Genomic DNA, 20,582 nt, shown 5'->3' with positions numbered 1-20,582 from the left:
TTCGATCAGCTCAGGTCGATGTGGATGGCGGTCCAGGTGCGGCCCTTGCGGGCACCGTCCTGCTGGACCCACTCGGCGACGGCCCGGCGGGCCTCCGCCTCGGAGCTGGCCTTGACGGTGCCGACGGACTCGCCGTCGTGGTGCCTGCCGTCGCTGACCTGTGCGGTGAAGTTGTACGAGCGCTTGCGCATGGGTCGGTCCTCTCGATCCGTGGCGCCTAGCGGCCCCCGCCCCTCAATAATGCATCCTTGAAGGATGCGTTTCAAGGGTTCGGCATCTTCTGAGGATGCTTTTCTGAGGGGAGGGGGCGGGCGGGCCGGTCAGCTGGCCGCCTGCAGCTGGGGGGTGTGGCGGGCCCGCCAGGCGGTGAGGACGTCCTTGGGGATCCGGGCCCGGTCCGGCACGGTGTAGCCGTTCTGCCGTGCCCAGGCGCGGACCTCGCCGGGCTCGTAGTCCCGCTGCTGCTGCTTCTTGTTCGTCGCTGCGGGCCGCAACTCGTTCTCGCGGGAGCGCAGTTCGGTCAGCCGCTTCTCCAACTGGGTGGCCTCGCTGGTGATCTGCTCCAGCTCGGCGTCGACCTGGCGGCGCTCGCGCAGCGCGGCGAGGACGGCGGCCGCCTGCTCGCCGTCGGCACGGACCGTCTTGTCGTCGTGGGCGGCGGCCCACGCGAGCAGCTCGTCGACCCCGGGCATCGGCTCGGGGGCCGGGACCGGCGCCGTCTGCTCGGCGGGGGCCGGCGCCGTCTGCTCGGTCGGCTCGGCGGGGGCCTGCGGCTGGCCGCTCTGGTCCGCCTTCGCGTCGTCGATGGTCTGGGTGACCTCCTCGATGGAGACCTTGAGTTCGTCGGCGATCTGCTGGTCGCTGTAGCCGTCGCTGTTCATGGAGAGGACGACGGCGCGGTAGGCGTTCACCTGGTGGTTCTCCTTGGGGCATGGGTGGGGTGGGCGGGGCGAGAGCAGGGGAGCGGGGGAGGCGGTGACGACGGGCTGGGCTTCCCCGAGCAGGGGCAGCAGCGCGGTGACGGTGTCCTCGTCCGAGGGCAGGGCCAGCGCGGCGAGCAGGTCCAGCAGGTCGTTCTTGTCCCGCGCGTTGCGGGCGGTGGTGCGGGCGGCGGCGAGCGGCACGGCCTCCGCAGATAAGGCCGGTTGCCCGGTCACTGCGCCCACGACCAGAAGTCGAGTTCGTACTGCTCGTCCAGGAGCTCGATGGACACGGTCAGTTCCTCGCCCGTCCCCGATCCGTCCTGGACGGTGACCGAGTCGCCGTTTCGGCGGACGACGTAGAGCGTGGTGGCCATGCAGCTCTCGGGGTCCGCTCCCGGGCGCAGCGCCCACACCTGGCCGGTGGTGGCCAGGATGTGGGGCGATCCGGCGGCGATGGCGTCGGCGACCAGGCGGCGGGCCGCCTCGGCGGGGATCAGGTCCTCGTTGAGCATGTCGGCGACCCGGGCGGCCACGAACTCCGCCGTGTGCTCGGGGCCGATCATCTGGTCCAGGCGGACGATGCGGCGCGGGAGTTCGACCTGAGCGCCGGGCCGACCGTAGCGGCGGCCGTTGACGCTGGGTGCCGCGTCCTCCTCCGTGTCCGCCAGGCGCGGGAGTTGGAGGCCGGCCCGCTTGGCGGCGTACATCGCGGCGTCGGCCGCGCGCAGCGCCGCCGACCACGGCCGGTCGGGGCTGTGGGTGGTGGCCGCGCCGATCGAGGCGCCGAAGGTCAGCGTCTCGCCCTCGTGGCGGACCGGGCGGGTGAGGCCGATCTGGAGGGCGTTGAGGGCCTCGTCGATGTCCGCGGCCTCGATGCGCACCACGGCGGCGAACTCGTCTCCGCCGAGCCGCGCGGCCAGGCCGTGATGGTCGGCGCACCACGCCTGCAGGCGGTCGGCGATGGCGCGCAGCACCGTGTCACCGGCGGCGTGACCGTGGACGTCGTTGAGCCGTTTGAAGCCGTCGGCGTCGATGAGGACGGCGAGGGTGTCGCGGTGGGCGGCGGTCATCGCCGTACCGGCGGTCTCCAGGGCGGAACGGTTGGGAAGCTGGGTGAGCGGGTCCAGGCGGGCCTGCCTCAGTTGGACACGCGACCGGTGCGCGTCCAGGGCCAGGGCCGCCAGGCTCAGCGGTACGGCGGCCGCGAGAATCAGCGTGCGCACCTGCCGTAAGGGAGCGACGTGCATCATGAAGGGAGTCCCTCCTCAGTGATGGGGTCGGATGGGCCCGGGGCGGCCGGCTGCTTGGTCGTGGTGCGACCGCCCCGGGGCGAATTCAAATCAGCGGGTCGTGCCAGACCGCCGTGATGGCGTCGGCACCGGCGACGGCTCCGCCGCGGTGCCGGACCGCGTCCTCGCTGTCGAAGTCCGCGCGGGCCTGCTTCACGGCCTCGCTCCGGACGCGGAACCTGTCCGCCGGGTACATGAACACCTGGACGCCGGTCCGCTGGCCTTCGGTGACGGTGGGGATCTTGATCTCCCAGTGCGCCATGGCGTCCCTCCTTCGCTCTGATCTCTGCGGGGGCCGGGCTGTCCGGTCCCCCGCACCGCCCGGCCCGTCATGGCGCCGGTCGGCACGGGGGAGGGGCAGATCAGTCGCACTCGCAGCCGACGACCAGCGCGATGTCGGCCTCCGTGCAGCCGCTGAGCTTCGCCTCGTCGATCGCCGCGCTCAGCCGCTCTGCGTGCCACTCCTTGACCAGGGGGCGAGCGAGGAAGGGGTTCGCGTAGCGGCGGCAGAGGTTCTCGTGGGTCAGTGCCTCGCGGGACAGCCGGGCCTCTTTCTCGACGGCTTCGAGGCGGTACTGCCGCACGACCTCCGCCAGGGCCTCCCACAGGACGTCGTCACGGCCCCACTTGGGGTCGATGAGCGTGAGCTGCCACGCTTCGGCGACCTTGCCGAAGGCACGTCGGCCGATGATCTGCGGGGACCAGATGGTCCGCAGGTCACGGACGGGCAGGAAGCTGCCGAACGCCGTGTAGACACGACCCAGGGAGCGGGTGACGGGAACGCCCTCGGCGTGCCGACGGGGCGTCATGTCGTGCAGGACGACGGTGAGGCCGGCCAACTCGGCGGCGGCCACCAAGCGCTCGCGCAGCTGCGGGTCGTCGACCAGACCGGAGACGGCGGCGCGCTGCTCCCACCAGTGGTGGTCGTAGCCGTACCCGGCGAATCCGGGCTGGGAGCTGTCGGTGACGTAGCCGAGCCGGTTGACGGCCACCAGCACCGGAATGAGGTGCTGAGTCTCCTCTTCGGGCCCGCAGTTGGGCTGGTAGCCGGGCTGACTGGCGATGTCGCCGATCAGCCAGGACGCCACGAGACTGCCTAAGTCCTTCAGTCCGGCGGCCGAACGCCAGCGCCGCTTGTCCGCGCCGCTCATCCAGGGAAACTTCATGGTCAGCCCTTCACGATCATGTTGTCGGGGCAGCGACCGCCCATGTGGGCCACGCACGCCGGGCAGTCCTCGCGGGGCTTGAGGTGCTTGTGCTGCTCGCGGCTGTCGTAGGCGTGCAGCCAGCACTGGCGGCACTGGCCCTTCGGCGGATTCAGCGCCTTCTTGCTCGCCATCGGATTTCTCCTGTTCGGTGAGGTGGGCGTGCGAGTGGTGCTGGTCAGATCTCCAGGGCCCGCGCGCAGCGTCGCGGACCGTGGGCTACCGGCCAGCCGGTCAGGCGGTGCGGCGGACGTCGTCGTCCTTGACGACCCGCAGGGGCGGGAGCTGCCCGCTCGCCCGGAGCATCGCCATCGGGTCGATGTCGCCGTTCTCGTCCAGGGCGGCGCGGTGGATACGGGCTTCTTCGAGCGCGGCCGCCAGGGCGCCCTGCTCGCGGGCGACGTCCACGGCGGCCTTGGCGCTGACCTTCGCGATGGCCAGGTCGGCGCTGCGCTCCAGGTTGCGGGCCTCGATGTCGTTGAGGTGGGCCCGCATGACGCGGTGGTCCTCGCGGTGGGAACGGCCGATCATCACGCAGGAGGCGATCAGGGCGACAGCCCAGATGATCAGCGCGGGGGCGATCGGGTCGGAGTACGTGGCGACCGACAGGGCGCCGAAGGTCAGCGCACCGGAGGCGAACACGGTCTGCGCGGTGGGGTCGTCCAGGCGGATGGCGAAGAAGCCGCTCGCGCCGCCGAAGGCGAGCATCAGGGCGGCGGCGCCGGTGCTGTGCTCGGCGCCCTGCTCGTTCCAGATCCTCGCCAGCGTCAACAGGGTGCCGGCGGAGACGGCGGTGGTGGCGTACGCGGCGTGCTCGCGCAGGAAGGTCGCGGGCGTCCGGGGGGCCGGCATCTCGCCGGGAGCCGGGGGGTACTGAGGCATCGGGCCCTCCTCGGGGCGTCTCCCGGCGGGTGCCGTTCCGGCCCGGGGGAGCCGGGCCGGAACGGCGGCCGGGGGGTCAGTCGGCGGCGGGCTGACCGGTGGACCGGTAGCGCTTGGTCTGCCGCAGGATCTGGTTGCGCTTGACGTCCAGGGCGTCGGCGATGTCCTGCTGAGCGCCGTGGTAGCGCTGCTGCAGGGCGTCGATCTCCTGCCAGAACTCGGTCTCGACTCGCTCGTGTTCGTCGTCACGGCGCTTGGCGGCCTTGGCGACCAGGTCGCGCAGTTCGGTACGGGCCTGCTCGTCGGGGCGCGGGGTCATGGGGTGCTCCATCCGGGGATTGAGGGACGATGTGTCTGCCCCCTGCTCCTCTTGGAGCGGGTTGGGAGGCCCGGGGCGGCCGGTGAGGTTGGTAGCCAGAAGGCGGCCGCCCCGGGGCGGAACTACCAGACGCGGCCGTTGTGCGTGGACGTCTTCAGGTCCAGGTGGGAGGCGCCGCGCACCCGGATGTTGCCGTTGTGGGTGCGGGCGGCGAGCCTGCCGGACGACGCCGGGGTGGCGCTGATCGTCACGTCGCCGTTGTGCGTACGGGCGGAGCCGCGACGGCCGTTGTAGGCGCCGATGGTGATGGAGCCGTTGTGCGTGCTCGCCTCCAGCTCGTCGTCGACCCGGTCGACCAGGACGGAACCGTTGTGGGTCTCTGCCTCCAGGACCTTGGCGCTCGTCGCCTGCAGCGAGCCGTTGCGGGCGTCGAAGCGGATCACCTCCAGGTCACCGCGCACGGTCGTCTCGGCGTTCTTCGTGCTGACGGCCAGCGAGGACCGGGGAGGCAGGACGACGTCGACCGTGATCGTGCCGGTCCCGCCGCCCACGGCGGTGCCCGCCTCGGCGACGACCCGTCCGCCGGCCACGACCTGGCGGCCGCCGACCCAGACGTCCCCGTCGCTGATCGTCACGCCGGTCATGCTGCCGGTGTTGACGATCCCGCCGTTGAAGCTGAAGGTGCTCCCGCCGATCTGGACCGTGGTGCTGGAGAAGCCGCCGCCCGCCAGGTCGTCGGGGACGGAGACGGTGAGCTTGCTGCCGTTCTCGGTGAACTTCGTGTCGTTGACCGCGTCGGCGACCGGGCCCTCGGTGGCGGCGGTGTGCACCGTGACCGTGGCGTGGACGGCCTTCGGGTTGACGTGCACGTTGATCGCGCCGTTGGAGACCGACAGGTCCAGCTCGATCGGACCGGCGGCGGCGGTGTGCATCTTCTGCGTGCTCAAGGCGAGCTCCTTGGTCGGGAGTGCGGGGGCCGGGCGACCCCCGCACCTCAATAATGCATCCTTGAAGGATGCGTTTCAAGCGTTCGGCATCTTTCGAGGATGCTTTTTTTGTTGGTGCAGGTCAGGCCGCGTACGCGAGGGGCACCTGCGGGACGGGCACGGTCGCGTGGGTGGCGGCGGCGAGCTCGGAGACGGCCTCGTGCAGCGCTTCGGCGACGCCGTCCAGGCGCTCGGCGAGGTCGGCGTGCCCGGCGGAGCGGGCGGCGGTGATCAGGGCCTCGGCGTACAGCGCGAGATCGGCGGTCTTGGCGCGGGCGTCGACCAGGCCGGGCTGGAAGGCGAGGCGTTCCTCCAGGCGCGCGGTGCGCTGCAGGTGGACCGGGAGGCGGCTGTCGCGGGCGCGCTCGAACTGCGCGTCCAGGAGCTCGGCGACCTCGCCGGTGGTGTCGAACGCGGCCCGCTTGCCCTGCAGACGGGCGAGGAAGTCGGAGACGGACACGGTGCTCTCCTTCATCAAGCGGCGGGCGCCGGTCGGGGTGACCGGGCGTCCCCGCCTGGTCCCGGAACGGTGAGAGGCGCTCCGGGGCCGGCGGGATCGGCCGGGCTACGGCGCCGCGCTGCGGCTGACGCTCGCCGAGGGCGATGGGGTGGGCCGCGGCTGCGGGCCGCTGGCGGATCCGTTCTCTCGGCCGTTGAGGTAGGCCACGGCGACCACGGCCAGGACCACAACGGTCTTGAGCTTGTTGCGGGCCCACCAGCCGGGCGGATCGGGCTCGACTATCACGTACTTGACGCCCACGAAGGGGGTCTCCTTCCGTTGCGTGGCACGGGGCAGGGACTGAACGGGGAATCACGACTGTCAGCGGATCACTGACAGGGGCGAGTGCGAGCGTTTGCGCTTCCAGAATCAATATCGACTGCGCTAGCTGTACCGCTTTCAATGACGTGATCTGTCCAGCTCGCGTGATAGCACGCTGAACAGATCACGGAACAGAGAGCTTTTCCGCTAGCAGAAAAGAGAGAGTCCTAGCTCGCTCATCCGGTATCAGAAACGGATCTCGCCGAGCATCTGTGCGGCACTCTCCAGCCCGCCGTACAGCGAGGGCCCCATGGAGGTGGCGGCGAGGTAAAGGGCGGCGATGTTGCAGACCGCCGCGTGCCACCACTTCAGACCGCCTTTCCAGATCAGCCCGACCTCGGCGAGCACGAAGACCACGACGGCGGAGACGGTGAGCACGGTCAGTCCTTCCTACTGGTGGAGCGGGTGACCTGGACCTGGTCGCCGCTGGTGGTCGTGGTGACGACGCTGTTGTTCTCGCCGTGGATGCGGACCTCGCCGGGGCCGGCGCCCTGCCCTCCGGCCTGGCGGACGGCGTCGCGGGCGGCACGCTCGGCTCGGGCGGCGACCTTGCGCGGGACGCGGCCGCCGGAGGTGACCGGCTGGCCGTCGACGGTGACCTGGCCGCCGCCCTTGCCGTCGGCGCGGACGTTGATCTGGCGGTTGTTGTCGCCGACGACCAGGACGCCGGTGTTGACGATGCCGTCGTTGCGGTAGACGCGGGTGCCTGGCGTGGGGCGGGTCGCCTCGTCGACGGCCCTCTGGGTCGCCCGGGGCGACGACTTCGGGGCGGGCCGCCGGGCGCCGGTGGTGCTTCCGGCGTTGGCCTGCACCGGGCCGGTGACCTTCTCGCCCCGGCCGACGACTACGCCGCGGTTCTCGCGTCGGCCGGCGGTCCGCAACCGCGGGGCGGCCGCGCTGGCGGCGGCCGGGGCGGGCTCCGGTTCGTCGGCGTCGTCGTCGGCTCCTGGCGGCTGCGGGCCGCTGGTCCGACTGGGGTCCTCGGCGTGGATCTTCGCCTCCCAGGTGGGGTCGATCTCCTCACCCGCGAGGAAGGCCAGGCGCTGCTGCAGGTCGTAGCCGGTGATTTCCAGGATCTGGAACTTCTTCCCGCACGGCCGGGGGCAGGTGATGTCACACATCTCGCCGAGCCGACTGGAGTCGGTCTCGAAGACGAGCCCCTTCTGGTTCTCGCAGAACGGGCAGGTGACGTACTCGCCGAACCAGGGGCCGATGACGTCCGCCAGACGCCATTTGCCCTCAACGAGCAGCCAGTACGGGGTGATGACGCCCCACGGGGTGTCAGTGGTCCATTCCTGCACGGGATCCTCCCCGGTCAGGCGCTGCGGCGGGCGGCAACGCGGCGGGCGGCGGACTTGGTGCAGCGGACCGAACCGGCCCACGTGCCATCGGCGTTGTGCTTGGGCAGGACGCCGGTGCCCTTGCAGGCCGGGCACCCCTTGTGACCGGCGGCCGTGGCGTCGGCGGCCTTCTTCGCCGCACGGCGGTTGATGCGGTCGTCCTCGCCCTTGGCCCACGCCTTGGTGACGCCGGACTTGAGCAGACGACCGCCGCCCTTCACGCCGCGCCAGGCGACGGTGGTGACGACCAGGAGCACGGCGAGGGAGGCGGTGAACGGGTGCTTCCTGGCGTACTTCACGGTCCGGGTGAACTTCTTCGCCCGGCTGGTGCCGGCCTTCGCCGCCGAGGCGCGGACCGGCTTCTTCGCCGCCTTCTTCCTCGGCACCGCCTTCTTCGCGGGCGTCTTCTTCACCGCCGGGGCGGCGGGCGTCTTCTTCGCGGCGGTGGCCTTCCGGGCCGCCGCCTTGCGCGGCACCGCCTTCTTCGGCGGCGCCTGGGTGGAGTTGGCGAGCAGCTGGTCGGCGTCGAAGCCGGGCTGGGCCTGGCGGGCGGCGATCGCCTCGGCGAGCGCGGTCGGCTCGGTCGGGGCCGGCCTCGCGGCGGTCGTCTTGCGGGCCGCCGCCTTCCGGGGCGTCCTGGCGGCCGGGACCGCCTTCTTCGCGGCGGTCCGGGGTGCCGCCGTCTTCTTGGCCGCCGCCTTCTTCGGGGCGGGGGCCGTACGGGCTCGGGCGGTAGCTGCGTCGCCCATCGCGGGGCCTCCTTCAAGATCACAAAGAGTCTGGGAGCATTCCGGGCCTTTCGGGCCTCTCGGACGCTCTACAACCGCGCTACAGCGGTGTTTGTGCAGGTCAGCGGCCTCTACGGGGGTCTCTCCGGGGCTCTCTCACCTGCTCTACGTAGAGCAGGTGCGGGGGTGAGAGCGGGGTGTAGAGAGGTAGGTAGAGGCCGCTGACCTGCGGTTCTACAGTCAGGACTCGGAGCTCTCGCCCTCTGCGGCTGCCTCGGCGGCGTCCTGCGCCTCCTTGATCAGCTCGGCGATCTCCTCGCCCTTGATGCCGGTGCGCGGGCCCTCGGAGCCGACGCGGATGGAGCCGTGGACCTTGGCGCCGGCGGCCTTGAGCTCCTTGGACAGGCGGGCCTGGTCCCAGTCGCCGTACGCGTCCGGGTACTCCGCCGCCAGCCAGGCGGCGAGGGTGTCCAGGTGGCCCCGGCCGTTGCCGTCGCGGCTGACCGCGCCGACCGCGTCGACGCCGTCCAGCGCGTCCATCAGCAGCTCCAGCGCCGGGTCGTCCAGCGACAGGGCCTCCGGCTCGGTCGCCTCCGGGGCCGGCACGTCGGCCACCTTGGGCAGCTCCGGGGCCTTGACCCCGGCTGCGGTGAGCGAGCGGCGGTCCAGCTGGGGAAGGCCGACCTCGGCGCGGGCCACGCCGCGGGCGTAAGCCGCCTTCGGGTCCAGCGGATAGGAGCGGTAAATCAGGGGCTCCTTCGAGCCGCCGCCGCGGATGTAGCAGCAGCCGACATCGGACTCGTCCGGGTCCTCGCCCTCCACCAGCGGGTGCAGCCGGTCCGGGCGCCATCCCTCGGCGCCCGCGCCGGTGCCGAATACCAGCTGAATGTCCTGGCTGCGGCAGGGGAGCATGATGCGGACCGCGACCGCCGTCGCGACGGCCTCACCGATTGCGTCGGCGGTGCCGTACAGCGAGCCGATGATGACCGTGACGCGGGATTTGCGGCCGACGCCGAAAATCTCGACGACCAGTTCCTTCGCGTAATCCGATAGGGACTTGTATTCGTCCAGCATCACGACCAGGGCGGGCTCCTTGGCGGAGGGCCGCCAGTTGTCGCCGTGCCCCCAGGCCAGGACGTTCGTCGCGCGGACCCGGGCGATATTCAGCGCGTCTTCGAGCAGCTTCTCGATCTGCTCCATGCTGCGGGCCTTGCGGGCGACTGAGGGACCGAGGGCGTCCAGGCCGGGGCCGACCGGGTCGACGTCCCACAGCTGCGCGTCGTAGCAGTCGGCGACCCGGGAGGCGATCGCCCGCAGCAGCATCGACTTGCCCGAACCGGGCCCGCCGACGACCAGGACGTGGCTGCCGAGCGCGGGCAGCAGGAACGGCATGGCGTCCATGCGGCGGGCGATCAGCAGCGGCTCGGTGATGGTCAGCGAGCCGGGCTTCACCTTCTCCAGCTCGCCCATCCCGGCGAACGGGTTCTTCTGCACCAGCCGCAGGGTGGAGTCCGAGCGGACCGCCTTGTGCGGCTGGACCAGGAGCCGGTCGACGCCGAGGCCGAACTGGGTCTCCATCGCGCCAGCCTTGGTGACGAGCTCGGCGGGCGTGCCGGACTTCTGCCGGACGGTGATCTCCCAGCCCCAGCGGTGGCGGTGGGGCCGCACGACCGCGCCGACGTTGATGCCGTTGGCGGCCAGCGTGCGGCGCACGCAGTCGACGGCCTCGGCGCGCGAGCGGGCATCCGCGATCGGGAACGGGTCGTCGTCGGCCGCCTCCGCCTCGTACGCGTCGCCCTCGACCGGCGCGACGCGGGTGCGGATGCGCTCGGCGACCGCGCCGATGCCGACCAGCGTGGTCACCACGGCCAGGGCCGGGCCCCAGGCGAAGGGCCGCATCCAGTCCGGGCTGAGGTACCAGATCGCGCCGAACTCGATCGCGGTCACGACCGCGGCCGCCAGGGCCAGGCCCGCGGCCCGCACGGTGCGGCGGGTGCGCTCCTTGTACATGGCCTTGGTCGTCGACATGATCAGCGCGGCGTTCTTCTGCTTGGCCGCCCACGCCTGCTGGACCAGGAGCTTGTGCTCCCGGGCGTAGATCCACTGTGCGGTGGTGCCCGCGCTGCGGGTGTAGAACTTCGCCGCCCGCTTGACCTCCCGCCCGGCGTACTTCGGCGAGTGGGTGACCACGTGGAAGGCGCCGTGCTTGGTGTCGTTGCCGAGGTCGCGTACGGCCTGGCCGAACGCCGCCTTGGAGCGGAACGTGGCCGGGATCTGCGGCAGTTCGCGCAGCCGCTCCCGGAAGTTCGGCTCCCAGTCCTCCGCCGCCTTCTCCGCTGCGGCCGGCACCGGCTCGTCGTCGTCGACGAGGACCTCATCGTCGTCGTCCTCGTCGACCAGGTCCTCGTCGTCCTCCTGGTCGTAGACCTCCTCGGCGAGCTCGTCGGGGTCGGCCTTGGTGAAGTCGACCAGCGGGATGGCCGCGGCCGGGATGGGCGCGGTCGGGTCCTCGGTGGCGCGGTAGTCGGCGAGGGTGACGACCTTGTCGCCGCCGACCGGGGCCGGCGGGTTGGCCTCCAGCTCCCGCAGGAGGTCGGGCAGGTCCCACGTCTTCACGAGGACCTCGCGGGCCTTGGAGCCGTCGGCGGGGCCGACGATGTTCAGCCGGAACAGCGCCTCCATCAGCGCGCCCGCCTCGGCGAATCCGACCCGGAGCTTGCGCTGCAGCATCGAGGTGGAGCCGAACTGGGTGGACACCACCAGTTCGGCGGCGTCGATCACCGTGTTGCGGGGCTGGCCGGTCGCGGCCGGGCGCTCGTCGATCTCAGTCATGCTGGTGATGCCTCCTGGCGAGGTGAGCGCGGGCCCCGGCCCCCGCCGGCAAGTGAGTGCCGGGGCCCGCGCGGTTCGGATGGTTCAGGCGGCGGCCGCGAGACCGTCCGCGCACGTCGTGCACTCCTTGAGCGCGGTCGACAGGTAGTACTCCCGCTCCCGCCCGCAGGTCGGGCAGGTGCGCCGCTTGCGCCGAGCCGCCTCCAGCGAGGCGACCTGGCCGGCGGACCGCGCCTTGGGCGGGCCCGCCAGGGCGACGTCGAACAGGTACGCGCGGCGCACGCCGCGCTTGCTGTCCCACATCACCTGTGCGGCGATCGGCTGGTGGGGCCGCAGCCCCATCGCGACCAGCTGGTCACGCGTTTTGTAGTGCGAGGGCGCCCATTTCCAGGGCCACGTCGGCAGGCCGAAGCGCTCGCCCTCGGGGTCCCAGTACTTGCGGACCGCGCCCATCAGCCGACCAGCTGCAGCGGCTTGTCACCGCCGTGCTCGGCTTCGGCCTCCTTGATGCGCGTACGGCACCAGGTCTCCCCGCGCACCATCCGCTGCTGGAGCTCGGGGACCTCCTTCTCGAAGTACCGCTGCACGTCCTTCCAGTGGACCTCGCGGCCCGCGCGCAGCTGCTCAAGCACCCACTCGCGAGCCGTGCGCTTCGCGGCTTCGGCCTGCTCCGGGGTGGCCGCGCGGGCGGTCTCCGCCGCGAGCGTGCGGGCCGCGCGGGCCTGCTTCGCGGAACCGTCCTGGTCGCCCTTCTCCCGGCCTCGCGCGGCCGGGGGGTTGTTGGGCGTGACCTGCGGCTTCGCCGTGCGCGTGCGGGGCTCCTGCGAGCCCTGCGCGAGCGTTTCAGCGGCATTGCCGCTAGCCGAATCGATCGCCTTCGCGGAAGCCTCTGCGCGAGCCGTGCGAGCCGCGAGCGCGGGGTCCGTGAGGATCCGCTCGATGGCCTGCGGGTCGATCGCCCACGCCTGCGCGGGGCCGACCTCGCGGACCGGTTCCAGCGGCGCCGCGAACAGATCCAGCGACGCGGACAGGCGCGGCTCGCACGCCTTCTCGGCGTGCTCTGCGATCTTGCCCGCGAGCCTGTTGTGCCGCTTGAGCGTCCGCTTCGTGAGCCCCGGCTCGGTACCCCGGATCTGCCGCCACGCGATGTTCCACGCGTCGGACTCGTTCATCGCCGGGATCGTCGCCGTCCGCAGCCACGACGCCCGGCGCGAGACCCTCGGGTGCCGGAACCGGCGCTGCAGCGCGAGCTTGATCTCAGCGGCGTCGCGTCCGCCGGCGGCGTGCTGCTGGGAGTGCATGTAGATCTCCCAGACCGCCACCCCGAACAGCGAGCTGGCGGCGAACACGACCGCGAGCTGCGGCTGGTCCAGGTGGTGCCAGGCGTTCAGCCCGGCCGCGACCGACGCGAACAGCCACGTCATGATCGTGTAGAGCTTGGCGGGCTTGTTGTTGGCGACGGCCCACTTGCGCAGCCAGGCCATGGCCCACGTCGCGCCCTCGATGAACACCGGCACCATCAGCGCCAGCACCCAGACCACGCCGAGGCCGACCACCGCCGAGAACTGCCCGGGGAACGCGAAGGCGATCGAGGTGATCACCACCGTCATCACCCACGGCAGCGGCTGCCCGATCGCCGCGGCGAGCCGCTCGTTGCGGGCCTTGCGGGCGAGCGCCGCCTTCTCGCGGCGCTTCGTCTTCTCTTCCTGCTTCTTGGTCTTCGCCGCCTGCGCGCGCAGGTCCTTGCGCTCGGCGGCCTTCTCGCGCGCCTCCTCGATCTCGATCGAGGTGAGCGCGTTGGTGCGGCGGGACGTGGCGGCGGCCTCAGCCTGTGCCGCCTTGGCCTTGACCGCGTCCATCTGCTCGCGGCCGCGGTAGGTGGTTGCCTCGCTCATCGCAGGCCCTCCAGGTTCATCGCGGCGTACGCGGCCTGGGCCGAACGCTCGCGGGGGGTCGTGATGGTGATCAGGGACGGCCGGGGCGCCTCATCGGGCGTACGCCCGTGGTCCTCCGGGCCGTCGGGGGAGAGGTCGGGGAACTCGAACCACCCGCCGCCGCCGTGCTCGTCGCAGCAGGGGCAGATCGTGTCCTGCCAGATCCGGCCGCGCTGCCACAGCCCGTGGGCGAGGTTGCCGACCAGGTCGGTGCCGAAGCTGCCGATGCCGTAGATCACGGCGATCGTCCAGAGCCAGTACGGGCTGTACCGGCCGAAGTAGGAGCCGCCAGCGACCAGCGCGAGCGGCGCGAGGCCGATCCACGCGTGGTGAGCGCGGGTCAGCAGCCACTGCTTGGGCTGGCGGATCATCAGGCGGATGCCGTCGGCGTCGACGACGTATGTCAGGAGCCAGCGGACCAGCCGCTGCCCGGCGTTCACCGCGCGCCCCGGGCGACCGGGGCGGCGGCGGTCATCGACCGCTCGAAGAGGAGTACGGCCAGGACGGCGGCCGCGAGGGTGACGCGGCCGGTGGCCGGGAGGTTGAGGCCCGCGATCCAGGCGCCGCCCGCTATGGCCAGCGGGCCCCGGATCCATGTCGACAGGGAGTCGAGTCCGTGGGCGGCGCGCTCGCGCAGCTCGGAGACGATCGCGGTGTGCGCGGCGTCGGCGGCGGACAGTCCGATCACGGCGGCCACGGCCAGGCCGCGCTGCCACCAGGCGGTGTGGAGTCCCAGCACCCAGGCGCCGCCGCAGATGACGAGCAGCAGGTAGATCCAGGTTCCGAAGGGGGTCCTCATGCCGCCCGCCCCTTCCGGTCCTCGGCGAGGCCGGCGCCGAGGCGCGGCAGCGGGACGACGGTGGCGGAACCACCCTGCGCCTTGCGGCGACGGCGGGCGATCGGCTTGCGGCGGCGGAAGTAGAAGTCGTTCGTGGCGTCGACCTCGTTGTGCAGGTCGGCGGGGCCGTAGCCCTCGGCGACGAACTCGGCGAAGTCCTTGAGGTCGGCCTCGGTCGGGGTGAATCCGTCGAAGCCCATCGCAGCCTCGGCGAACTCGGTCTCGCTCACGATGCGCTGTCCTGCAACGATGACGTTCACGGGTCGGTTTCCTCTCAGATGGGTTGACGGCCCGTGCGGCTCCCCGGTCTTGCTTGCAGGCCGGCCGGGGGGCCGCTTCATTCGGGCACATGGGCAGTGGTGCGTGGGCGGGTAGGGAGTCGAACCCCTTCTCCGCAGAGACCCGAACCTGGGTCCGCCCTTGGATCGCCATCCGCCTCGCCCCCATCACTCCCTTCGTGGGGCTCTCGGCGGTATCCCTTTCAAAGCACTCTGTGGATTTCTTCTCGGTACACCGGGTTCGGTACAGCTCCGAGGCAGTCCGGTGTCGCCGTTTTTGGCATGGCGGTGCCCCGGCGTTGACATGGGGTTTTTTCGCCTTGCCGCACTTCTCATGAGAAGTGCTGAGGAAGACGTTAGGGCGATCACCCGCCCCCGTCAACCACTTCTCATGAGAAGTTGTTTGGGTGTGTCGTGCCCGGCACCCCCAAACGGTGGTGGGTCTACGGTGGCCTATGCCACAATCCACGTCAAGTACGTGAGCCGCTAACCTGGCAGTGGCCTAAGCCAGACCAGGAGGAGAATCCCGTTATGCCTGAGATTGACCGTCCAATCCCGCCTTACATGCAGGTGGTGAACGACCTGCGCGCACGCATCGTCAGGGGTGAACTCGCCGAGGGGGACACCGTTCCGAGCGAACGGCAGATCGCCGAGGACTGGGGGATCTCCCGCGCGACGGCGACCAAGGTCCTCGCCTCCCTCCGCTCTGAAGGGCTCGTCGAATCCCTTCAGGGCATCGGCACCGTGGTCCGGGCCCGCGCCCGCCTCCACCACTCACCGGCCGACCGGCTGCAGACCATGAGCAAGACCGGGCGGATCTATCCCCCCGGCCAGCACGCCGTCATCAAGTCCGCCGGCCTCGCCCCGGCCCCGACCCACGTCGCCGAGGCCCTCGGGATCGCCGAAGGTGCGGAGGCTATCCGTCGCTACCGCGTGACCCACAACGAGGACGGGCCTGTCAGCTCGTCCGTCAGCTGGTTCCATGCCGAGCTGGCCGAAGCGGTGCCGGCCCTTCTCCAGGCGGAGCGCATCCCGGGCGGCACGCCGGGTGCCATCGAGCAGGCGACCGGCCGGGCCTGGGTCGACGGCCAGGACCAGATCGGCGCGAAGAACGCGTCCGCCGAAGAGGCTGACGCGCTCGGCGTCGCCGAGGGGACCGCTCTGGTCGTGGGCCGCAACACGACACGCGACTCCGAGGGGGAGGTCATCGAGTTCGGCGAGTACCTGGCCCCTGGGGACCGGTGGAGCGTCTACAGCTATTCGCGAACACGGGACTGACCCTCTTAACTTCTCATGAGAAGTTGGGCTAAGGTGCGGTCATGACGAAGAGCCGTGCTCCACACGACACGACCCCGCGTATCAATGCGATCGCCGCTGACCTGCGGTCCCGCATCGACGCGGGGGAGTTTCCCCCGGGCAGCAAGTTGCCCTCCACCCGCTTTCTGGTTGAGCACTACGGGATCAGCGGGCAGGCCATCGCTCGCGTCGTCGCTCTCCTCAAGGCGGAGGGCGTCGTCGTGGGTAAGCAGGGCGCGGGAGTGTTCGTCCGTGAGTGGAAACCGCTGGTCTATCGCCCGCAGCAGGAGTTCAAGCGACTCCCGCCGAACGTCGACATCTTCACGAAGATGCTCTCCGCTGAGGGTCGGGCCGGAAGCCAGAAGATCGACATCACGACCGCAGTCCCCGACGAAGCGATCCGTAGTCGGTTGCAGCTCCCCGAGGGTGAGGAAGTCGCCGTACGGTTCCGAACCCGGAGCATCGAGGGCGAGATCTACAACCTCAACGACTCGTACGTGCCCCTCGCCCTGGTCGAAGGGAGCGACTGGATGAGTCCCGCCGATGTCGCTCGCGGCACCAACCAGGTGCTCGCCGATCTCGGCAGGGAGCTCGTCAAGGCGCTGGATGAGATCTACGTCCGCCCGCCGAGGGCTGCCGAAGTCGAGCGCCTCAAGCTGCAGGCCGGAACCTGGGTGATCGAGCACATCGTCACCACATTCGACCGTGACGAGACGCCTGTGCAGGTGACGGTGAACATCCTCGCCGCCGACCGGCATGTGATCGTCTTCGAGCGGGACAAGTACCCGATGCCCGGAGAGGCGACCGACTCTTGATCCTCGTACGCGCCGAGCTGGCGGACGTGCCGCGCCTGCTCAAGTTCCGGACTGACAGTGCGGTTTGGCTGAGCTCGCTGGGCACTGACCAGTGGGCCAAGCCGTTCCCCGCGGACCACATCATGGCCAGCATCCGGGCCGGGGAGGTCTACCTGCTCAAGGAGCACCAGGCCGCCGACGCTGCTGCGACCATCACGCTCGACCGCGACGCGGACGAACGCCTCTGGACGGCGGAGGATCGCGCCGAGTCGGCGCTGTACGTGCACAAGCTGACCGTGGACCGGAAGTACGCGGGTGCCGGCCTCGGCCCGCGGCTCTTGGACTGGGCTGGTGATCAAGCTGCCCGCCAGGGTGTCACCTGGCTCCGGCTTGACGCCTGGACGACGAACACCCAGCTGCAGACGTACTACCTCGGGCAGGGGTTCCGGCACGTCCGGACGTCCACCCAGCCGACTGTCGTCTCCGGGTGGGCGGCGCAGCGCCGTGCCCACCGTGCCGAGCATGGCTTCGACGAAGGAGCCCTGACGGCTGTCGTCCCGCGTGACGGGACGTGATGCTCGAAACCTGCCCGCCGGGCGGGAAATCGGAAGACCCAGCAACAAACCGTGTGTTCAGGCGTTGGAGTTCGATGTAGGAAGAGGAAGATGCACGCGTGTCGTCAGCCATCTCTCACTGGCTGAACCACGTAAAAGGCCCCGTCACCGACGGGGCCATGTACGGACCACCCGGACTCTCACATCCGGCAGTCGTCGAAGCTCTCCAGTAAAGGTGGAGAAGGCTCAACATGAGGGTACGCAAGACAGCCGGGCTCAACCAGTCCGACTCATCAATCGTCAAGGTCAGTACGGCGCGTTTTGACCGGTTCGGCCGACGTTTTTCCGGCAGGGTCCGCGTTGCGGCCATCACACCGTCACCCATTCGTGGGGGTGTCCGCTTCGGCGAGTACACCCAGGTCATTCCCAACATGCCCCCGCTCGCGCGCACCGTCCGCAATGCCGCCGCCTCGGTTTCGGGGGTGGCCCGATGAGCGACTTCGACGAGCCGTACGACGACGGGTACGGCGAGGACCAGGGCGACGAACTGGTGGGCGAGGACTGGCCCACTGTCCACACGCCGGTGCCGGTGTGGGTGATGTTGGCGGGCCTTTCCGCGAAGGCTTACCTGATGTACGCCTTCCTCGCCGAGCACATCAACTCGAACATCCAGAACCCGAACCGGCGGATCGCCTGCCCGAAGCAGAAGGCCATCGCGGTGGTCCTGGAGCTCTCGGACGACCGGCAGGTGGCCACCTACCGCAAGGAGCTGGAGGCGCTCGGCGCGATCAGGACGGAGAAGTACCGGTACGCGGGCGGGATGCGCCAGGGGTACAAGTACTTCGTCCGCTTCAACCCTCCGGCCGGCTACGAGGGCCAGCTGCGGCTGCGGGACTTCTACAACGCCCACCCGGAGTTCAAGGCGGCCGCGAAGTGGGAGGGCCGCACGGAGGCCGCGAAGAAGACGGCGGCCGCGACGGTTCCGGCGCAGGCGAAGCCCGCGACGAAGCCGAAGCCCGCCCCGGCCCGCGAGGCACGGAAGAAGACCGCCGCGGTGGCGCTGGCTCCGGAGGTGCTGCAGGTCCTGGCGGCGTTCCGTCCGGAGCTGCGGGAGGCGATGCGCGAGACCGCGCACACCGACGCGCCGAAGACGCTGGTGACGGCGGTGACGAAGGCCCTGAAGGAGCGGACCGCCGAGCAGCTGGTCTCACGAGTGCTGCGGCGCTGGACGACACACGGGTACGCCGAGAAGTTCGAGACGGGCCGTCTGGAGCGTCCGGTGGGCGCGGCGGTGGCGATGCTGCGGCACGGCGAGTGCCCGGACCCGGGGTGCGAGGACGGCGAGCTCCTGGCGGACGGCGAGCCGTGCGTGCTGTGCCTCGAGCGCGGCAAGGACTACAAGGCGAGCCACAAGGCCGCGCGTGAGGCGAAGAAGGAGGCGGCGGCCGCGGCTGCCGCCCGGCCGCTGTGCCCCGGGTGCGAGCAGGACCGGGGGACCGAGGGCGCGCTGTGCCCGGCGTGCGTGACCGGGTTCGAGCGGGACATCGCCGGGGCGGCGGAGAAGGCCGTCGCCGACGTCGCCGCGATGGCGAAGGTGCCCGCCGAGTGGGCGGACGCGCGGGAGAGGGTGCTCGGCGAGGCGGAGCAGGCACGCGAGCGGGCCCGGCAGGGCGGGGCCGACGGCCTCGGTCAGTTCCTGGCGGCGCAGATGGCGGCGCGGTCCGCCGCCACGGCGGTGCACCGGCTGCGGATGGCGACGCTGGACGACGACCGGCACGACCGCCCCCAGGAGCCGCCTGCCGCTCCGGAGACGGCCCCGGCCGTCCCGGCCATGCCGGTCATGTACGGCGCGGACCCGGCGCCCTGCACGGGGGTGCGCTGGAACGGCGACCCCTGCGGCCGTACGACGGAAGCCCAGGACGGGCTGTGCGGCGTCTGCCGGGGTGCGCAGATGGCTGAGCACGAGGACCTGGCCGCGGCGCACTGACGGGACGGGGAGGGCCTGCGGGCTCTCCCCTCCACCGCTTCACCTGACACCCGGTCCGCCCGGATCTCCCCGGGCCGGACCGGGGTTTTGGCGTGCCCTGAGCACGGGCTCGGCACCCTTCCCACCCCTGTCAGCGGATTGCTGACAGGGTCGCTTTCCCCCTTCGAGGCCCCGTCGGATCCGCCGGCGGGGCCTCGCCGTGTGTGCCCTGCGCCGCCGCCAGGCGGTGCCCGACCCGAGATGAGGACGATGTGATCGCGATTCACGGAGCCATGCTCGCCACCGCCGACGACTTCCACGGGCCCGCGGCCTACCTCGCGCTGTGCGCGGTCGCCGAGCTGCAGCCGACCGCCGAGGGCTACGGCTTCCTCCTGGCCCTGGACGGCGACGGCGAGCCGTACACGGCGGTGCTGTGGGACGTGGCGTACGTGCGGCTGCGGCTGTCGGCCTGGGAGGCCGGGGAGGCGCGGGACGTCACGGTGCCGGCGGAGAAGGTGATCGGGCACATCCGGGAGTGGCCGTGGATGTGGGTCGGGTTCGCCGCCTGGCCGGCCGCGACCGCGCCGTCGGCGGACGCGTGACCGGGCCGGAAACCGGGTGCGGAAACCGGGCCGGAAACCGGGCGGGGTCGAACCGCGGATCCGGGGTGAAAATCGGGGGTCCTCAGCCCCGATTTCGGCCCCGGTTTTCACCCCGATTTCGGGCTCTGGAGCCGTAAAACCGCAGGTCACTCCGGAGGTGGTATCAGTACCACCTCCGGAGGTTGCATGAATGCCACCTCGCAGGGTGGTGGAGACGCAACCTCGCGGGGTGGTCGAAACGCCACCGCAGAACGAAACCAAGGTCATCGAAACCAAGCTCATCGAAACCAAGATCGGGTTTGGCGCCTTGCGGCGCGTTGCGCCGCTGAACGCCGTAGGCCAACTACCGGTAGTGGCGCGCGAGGCCCGATGGCGGCTCCGCCGCGCTCGCGGCGCCGCGGCGCCGAAGGATCCCGCCCCCTCATTCCCCTAACAGGCCCTTGCGCGGCCGTCCCCAGTGGGTCCAGTACTCCCGGTACTGGACCCACCGCCCATTTCCGAGGCGACCCCCTCACGCTGAAAGCGCAGGTCGGGACCGTAACCACGGCGCGGCCGCAGACAACCGAACAGCGAAGCGAGGCGCCAGCCCGCTTCAAGGGCGCAAGGGCCTGTTAGGGGTTAGAGGAGAGGGGCGCGGGCCCGTCACCCGTTCGGGTGACGGGCCCGCGCGAAGCTGACCGCATCGTCGTGGCTGAGGTGATGACGGGGCCCGCGCCGTGGGTGGCCGGCCTACGTCGTACGTGCAGGTCAACACATAAATAGGACGTCCCTCCGGGACGACTCAACGCAGCCAATCGGCTCCGCCGGGGCGCCACGGGCGCCCCGACTCCACCGATGGCACAGCAGACGCGCTGCGCGCGGCGACTGGAAGAGCAGGGCGGCGCGTCCGTAGATCGCCGTCTGACGGCCTTTCGTGGGCTGGAGGTGGAACGGGGCCCCCGTCGCATGATCGGCTCTCTCCGGGCCGTACAGCGGCGTTCCCGGGGCCTTCCCAGT

26 protein-coding genes are annotated in these 20,582 nt (G+C 71.1%); 6 read left to right on the top strand and 20 right to left on the bottom strand.

Going from position 1 to position 20,582, the window contains the following annotated elements:
• Positions 1 to 5: 5 nt before the first annotated feature.
• The 20 genes from OHT57_RS47255 to OHT57_RS47160 form a co-directional block, all read right to left on the bottom strand.
• Positions 6 to 191 carry a hypothetical protein gene (locus OHT57_RS47255; RefSeq protein ID WP_328753583.1) on the bottom strand — a complete coding sequence of 62 codons (186 nt, stop codon included), beginning with the start codon at positions 189 to 191 and terminating at the stop codon, positions 6 to 8.
• A gap of 129 nt (positions 192 to 320) precedes the next feature.
• Positions 321 to 1,166, bottom strand: coding sequence for an Lsr2 family DNA-binding protein (locus OHT57_RS47250; RefSeq protein ID WP_328753582.1), 846 nt, complete (start codon positions 1,164 to 1,166; stop codon positions 321 to 323).
• Positions 1,154 to 2,173 carry a GGDEF domain-containing protein gene (locus OHT57_RS47245; protein WP_328753581.1) on the bottom strand — a complete coding sequence of 340 codons (1,020 nt, stop codon included), beginning with the start codon at positions 2,171 to 2,173 and terminating at the stop codon, positions 1,154 to 1,156. The genes OHT57_RS47250 and OHT57_RS47245 overlap by 13 nt, the downstream gene beginning before the upstream one ends.
• 85 nt (positions 2,174 to 2,258) lie before the next feature.
• Entirely contained in the window at positions 2,259 to 2,474 is a 216-nt protein-coding gene (locus OHT57_RS47240) for a hypothetical protein (RefSeq protein ID WP_328753580.1), read from the bottom strand.
• A gap of 100 nt (positions 2,475 to 2,574) precedes the next feature.
• The gene (locus OHT57_RS47235; RefSeq protein WP_328753579.1) at positions 2,575 to 3,378 is read right to left on the bottom strand and encodes a DUF6919 domain-containing protein; all 804 of its coding nucleotides are present in this window, start codon (positions 3,376 to 3,378) and stop codon (positions 2,575 to 2,577) included.
• Positions 3,379 to 3,380: 2 nt separating this feature from the next.
• Positions 3,381 to 3,551, bottom strand: a complete 171-nt coding sequence (locus OHT57_RS47230; RefSeq protein WP_328753578.1) for a pRL2-8 — start codon at positions 3,549 to 3,551, stop codon at positions 3,381 to 3,383.
• Between the two features lie 100 nt (positions 3,552 to 3,651).
• Complete coding sequence (locus OHT57_RS47225; RefSeq protein ID WP_328753577.1) at positions 3,652 to 4,299, bottom strand: hypothetical protein; 648 nt, start codon at positions 4,297 to 4,299, stop codon at positions 3,652 to 3,654.
• A 76-nt stretch (positions 4,300 to 4,375) separates the two neighbouring features.
• Positions 4,376 to 4,618 carry a hypothetical protein gene (locus tag OHT57_RS47220; protein WP_328753576.1) on the bottom strand — a complete coding sequence of 81 codons (243 nt, stop codon included), beginning with the start codon at positions 4,616 to 4,618 and terminating at the stop codon, positions 4,376 to 4,378.
• A gap of 122 nt (positions 4,619 to 4,740) precedes the next feature.
• Complete coding sequence (locus tag OHT57_RS47215; protein WP_328753575.1) at positions 4,741 to 5,565, bottom strand: hypothetical protein; 825 nt, start codon at positions 5,563 to 5,565, stop codon at positions 4,741 to 4,743.
• 121 nt (positions 5,566 to 5,686) lie between these two features.
• Positions 5,687 to 6,064 carry a hypothetical protein gene (locus tag OHT57_RS47210; protein WP_328753574.1) on the bottom strand — a complete coding sequence of 126 codons (378 nt, stop codon included), beginning with the start codon at positions 6,062 to 6,064 and terminating at the stop codon, positions 5,687 to 5,689.
• Between the two features lie 105 nt (positions 6,065 to 6,169).
• Entirely contained in the window at positions 6,170 to 6,364 is a 195-nt protein-coding gene (locus OHT57_RS47205) for a hypothetical protein (protein ID WP_328753573.1), read from the bottom strand.
• A gap of 246 nt (positions 6,365 to 6,610) precedes the next feature.
• Positions 6,611 to 6,802 (bottom strand): DUF2304 domain-containing protein, encoded by a 192-nt coding sequence (locus tag OHT57_RS47200; protein ID WP_328753571.1) that lies wholly within the window; start codon positions 6,800 to 6,802, stop codon positions 6,611 to 6,613.
• A gap of 2 nt (positions 6,803 to 6,804) precedes the next feature.
• The gene (locus OHT57_RS47195; RefSeq protein ID WP_328753569.1) at positions 6,805 to 7,725 is read right to left on the bottom strand and encodes a hypothetical protein; all 921 of its coding nucleotides are present in this window, start codon (positions 7,723 to 7,725) and stop codon (positions 6,805 to 6,807) included.
• Positions 7,726 to 7,739: 14 nt separating this feature from the next.
• Complete coding sequence (locus OHT57_RS47190; protein WP_328753568.1) at positions 7,740 to 8,513, bottom strand: hypothetical protein; 774 nt, start codon at positions 8,511 to 8,513, stop codon at positions 7,740 to 7,742.
• A 219-nt stretch (positions 8,514 to 8,732) separates the two neighbouring features.
• Entirely contained in the window at positions 8,733 to 11,324 is a 2,592-nt protein-coding gene (locus OHT57_RS47185) for a DNA translocase FtsK (protein WP_328753567.1), read from the bottom strand.
• Positions 11,325 to 11,408: 84 nt separating this feature from the next.
• The gene (locus tag OHT57_RS47180) at positions 11,409 to 11,777 is read right to left on the bottom strand and encodes an RRQRL motif-containing zinc-binding protein (RefSeq protein WP_328753566.1); all 369 of its coding nucleotides are present in this window, start codon (positions 11,775 to 11,777) and stop codon (positions 11,409 to 11,411) included.
• Complete coding sequence (locus OHT57_RS47175; RefSeq protein ID WP_328753564.1) at positions 11,777 to 13,219, bottom strand: hypothetical protein; 1,443 nt, start codon at positions 13,217 to 13,219, stop codon at positions 11,777 to 11,779. The genes OHT57_RS47180 and OHT57_RS47175 overlap by 1 nt, the downstream gene beginning before the upstream one ends.
• Complete coding sequence (locus tag OHT57_RS47170; protein WP_328753563.1) at positions 13,216 to 13,698, bottom strand: hypothetical protein; 483 nt, start codon at positions 13,696 to 13,698, stop codon at positions 13,216 to 13,218. The genes OHT57_RS47175 and OHT57_RS47170 overlap by 4 nt, the downstream gene beginning before the upstream one ends.
• A complete protein-coding gene (locus tag OHT57_RS47165) occupies positions 13,695 to 14,057 on the bottom strand; it encodes a hypothetical protein (protein WP_328753561.1) in 363 nt (120 codons plus the stop codon). The genes OHT57_RS47170 and OHT57_RS47165 overlap by 4 nt, the downstream gene beginning before the upstream one ends.
• Positions 14,054 to 14,356, bottom strand: a complete 303-nt coding sequence (locus OHT57_RS47160; protein ID WP_328753560.1) for a hypothetical protein — start codon at positions 14,354 to 14,356, stop codon at positions 14,054 to 14,056. Before OHT57_RS47160 ends, OHT57_RS47165 begins: the two co-directional genes overlap by 4 nt.
• A 549-nt stretch (positions 14,357 to 14,905) precedes the next feature.
• Between OHT57_RS47160 and OHT57_RS47155 the strand changes: the two genes are divergently transcribed.
• From OHT57_RS47155 to OHT57_RS47130, 6 genes are all read left to right on the top strand, one after another.
• Positions 14,906 to 15,652 (top strand): GntR family transcriptional regulator, encoded by a 747-nt coding sequence (locus OHT57_RS47155; protein WP_328753559.1) that lies wholly within the window; start codon positions 14,906 to 14,908, stop codon positions 15,650 to 15,652.
• 41 nt (positions 15,653 to 15,693) lie between these two features.
• Entirely contained in the window at positions 15,694 to 16,485 is a 792-nt protein-coding gene (locus tag OHT57_RS47150) for a GntR family transcriptional regulator (protein WP_328753558.1), read from the top strand.
• Positions 16,482 to 17,039, top strand: a complete 558-nt coding sequence (locus OHT57_RS47145) for a GNAT family N-acetyltransferase (protein WP_328753617.1) — start codon at positions 16,482 to 16,484, stop codon at positions 17,037 to 17,039. Before OHT57_RS47150 ends, OHT57_RS47145 begins: the two co-directional genes overlap by 4 nt.
• Positions 17,040 to 17,269: 230 nt before the next feature.
• Entirely contained in the window at positions 17,270 to 17,512 is a 243-nt protein-coding gene (locus OHT57_RS47140) for a hypothetical protein (protein ID WP_328753615.1), read from the top strand.
• Positions 17,509 to 19,005: a hypothetical protein gene (locus tag OHT57_RS47135; RefSeq protein ID WP_328753614.1), complete on the top strand. Its 1,497-nt coding sequence runs from the start codon at positions 17,509 to 17,511 to the stop codon at positions 19,003 to 19,005. Before OHT57_RS47140 ends, OHT57_RS47135 begins: the two co-directional genes overlap by 4 nt.
• Positions 19,006 to 19,256: 251 nt before the next feature.
• The gene (locus tag OHT57_RS47130) at positions 19,257 to 19,586 is read left to right on the top strand and encodes a hypothetical protein (protein ID WP_328753612.1); all 330 of its coding nucleotides are present in this window, start codon (positions 19,257 to 19,259) and stop codon (positions 19,584 to 19,586) included.
• Positions 19,587 to 20,582 lie beyond the last annotated feature (996 nt).

The organism is Streptomyces sp. NBC_00285 (assembly GCF_036174265.1).
Taxonomy (GTDB): Bacteria; Actinomycetota; Actinomycetes; order Streptomycetales; family Streptomycetaceae; genus Streptomyces.
This window is presented reverse-complemented; position numbering and strand designations above follow the sequence as displayed.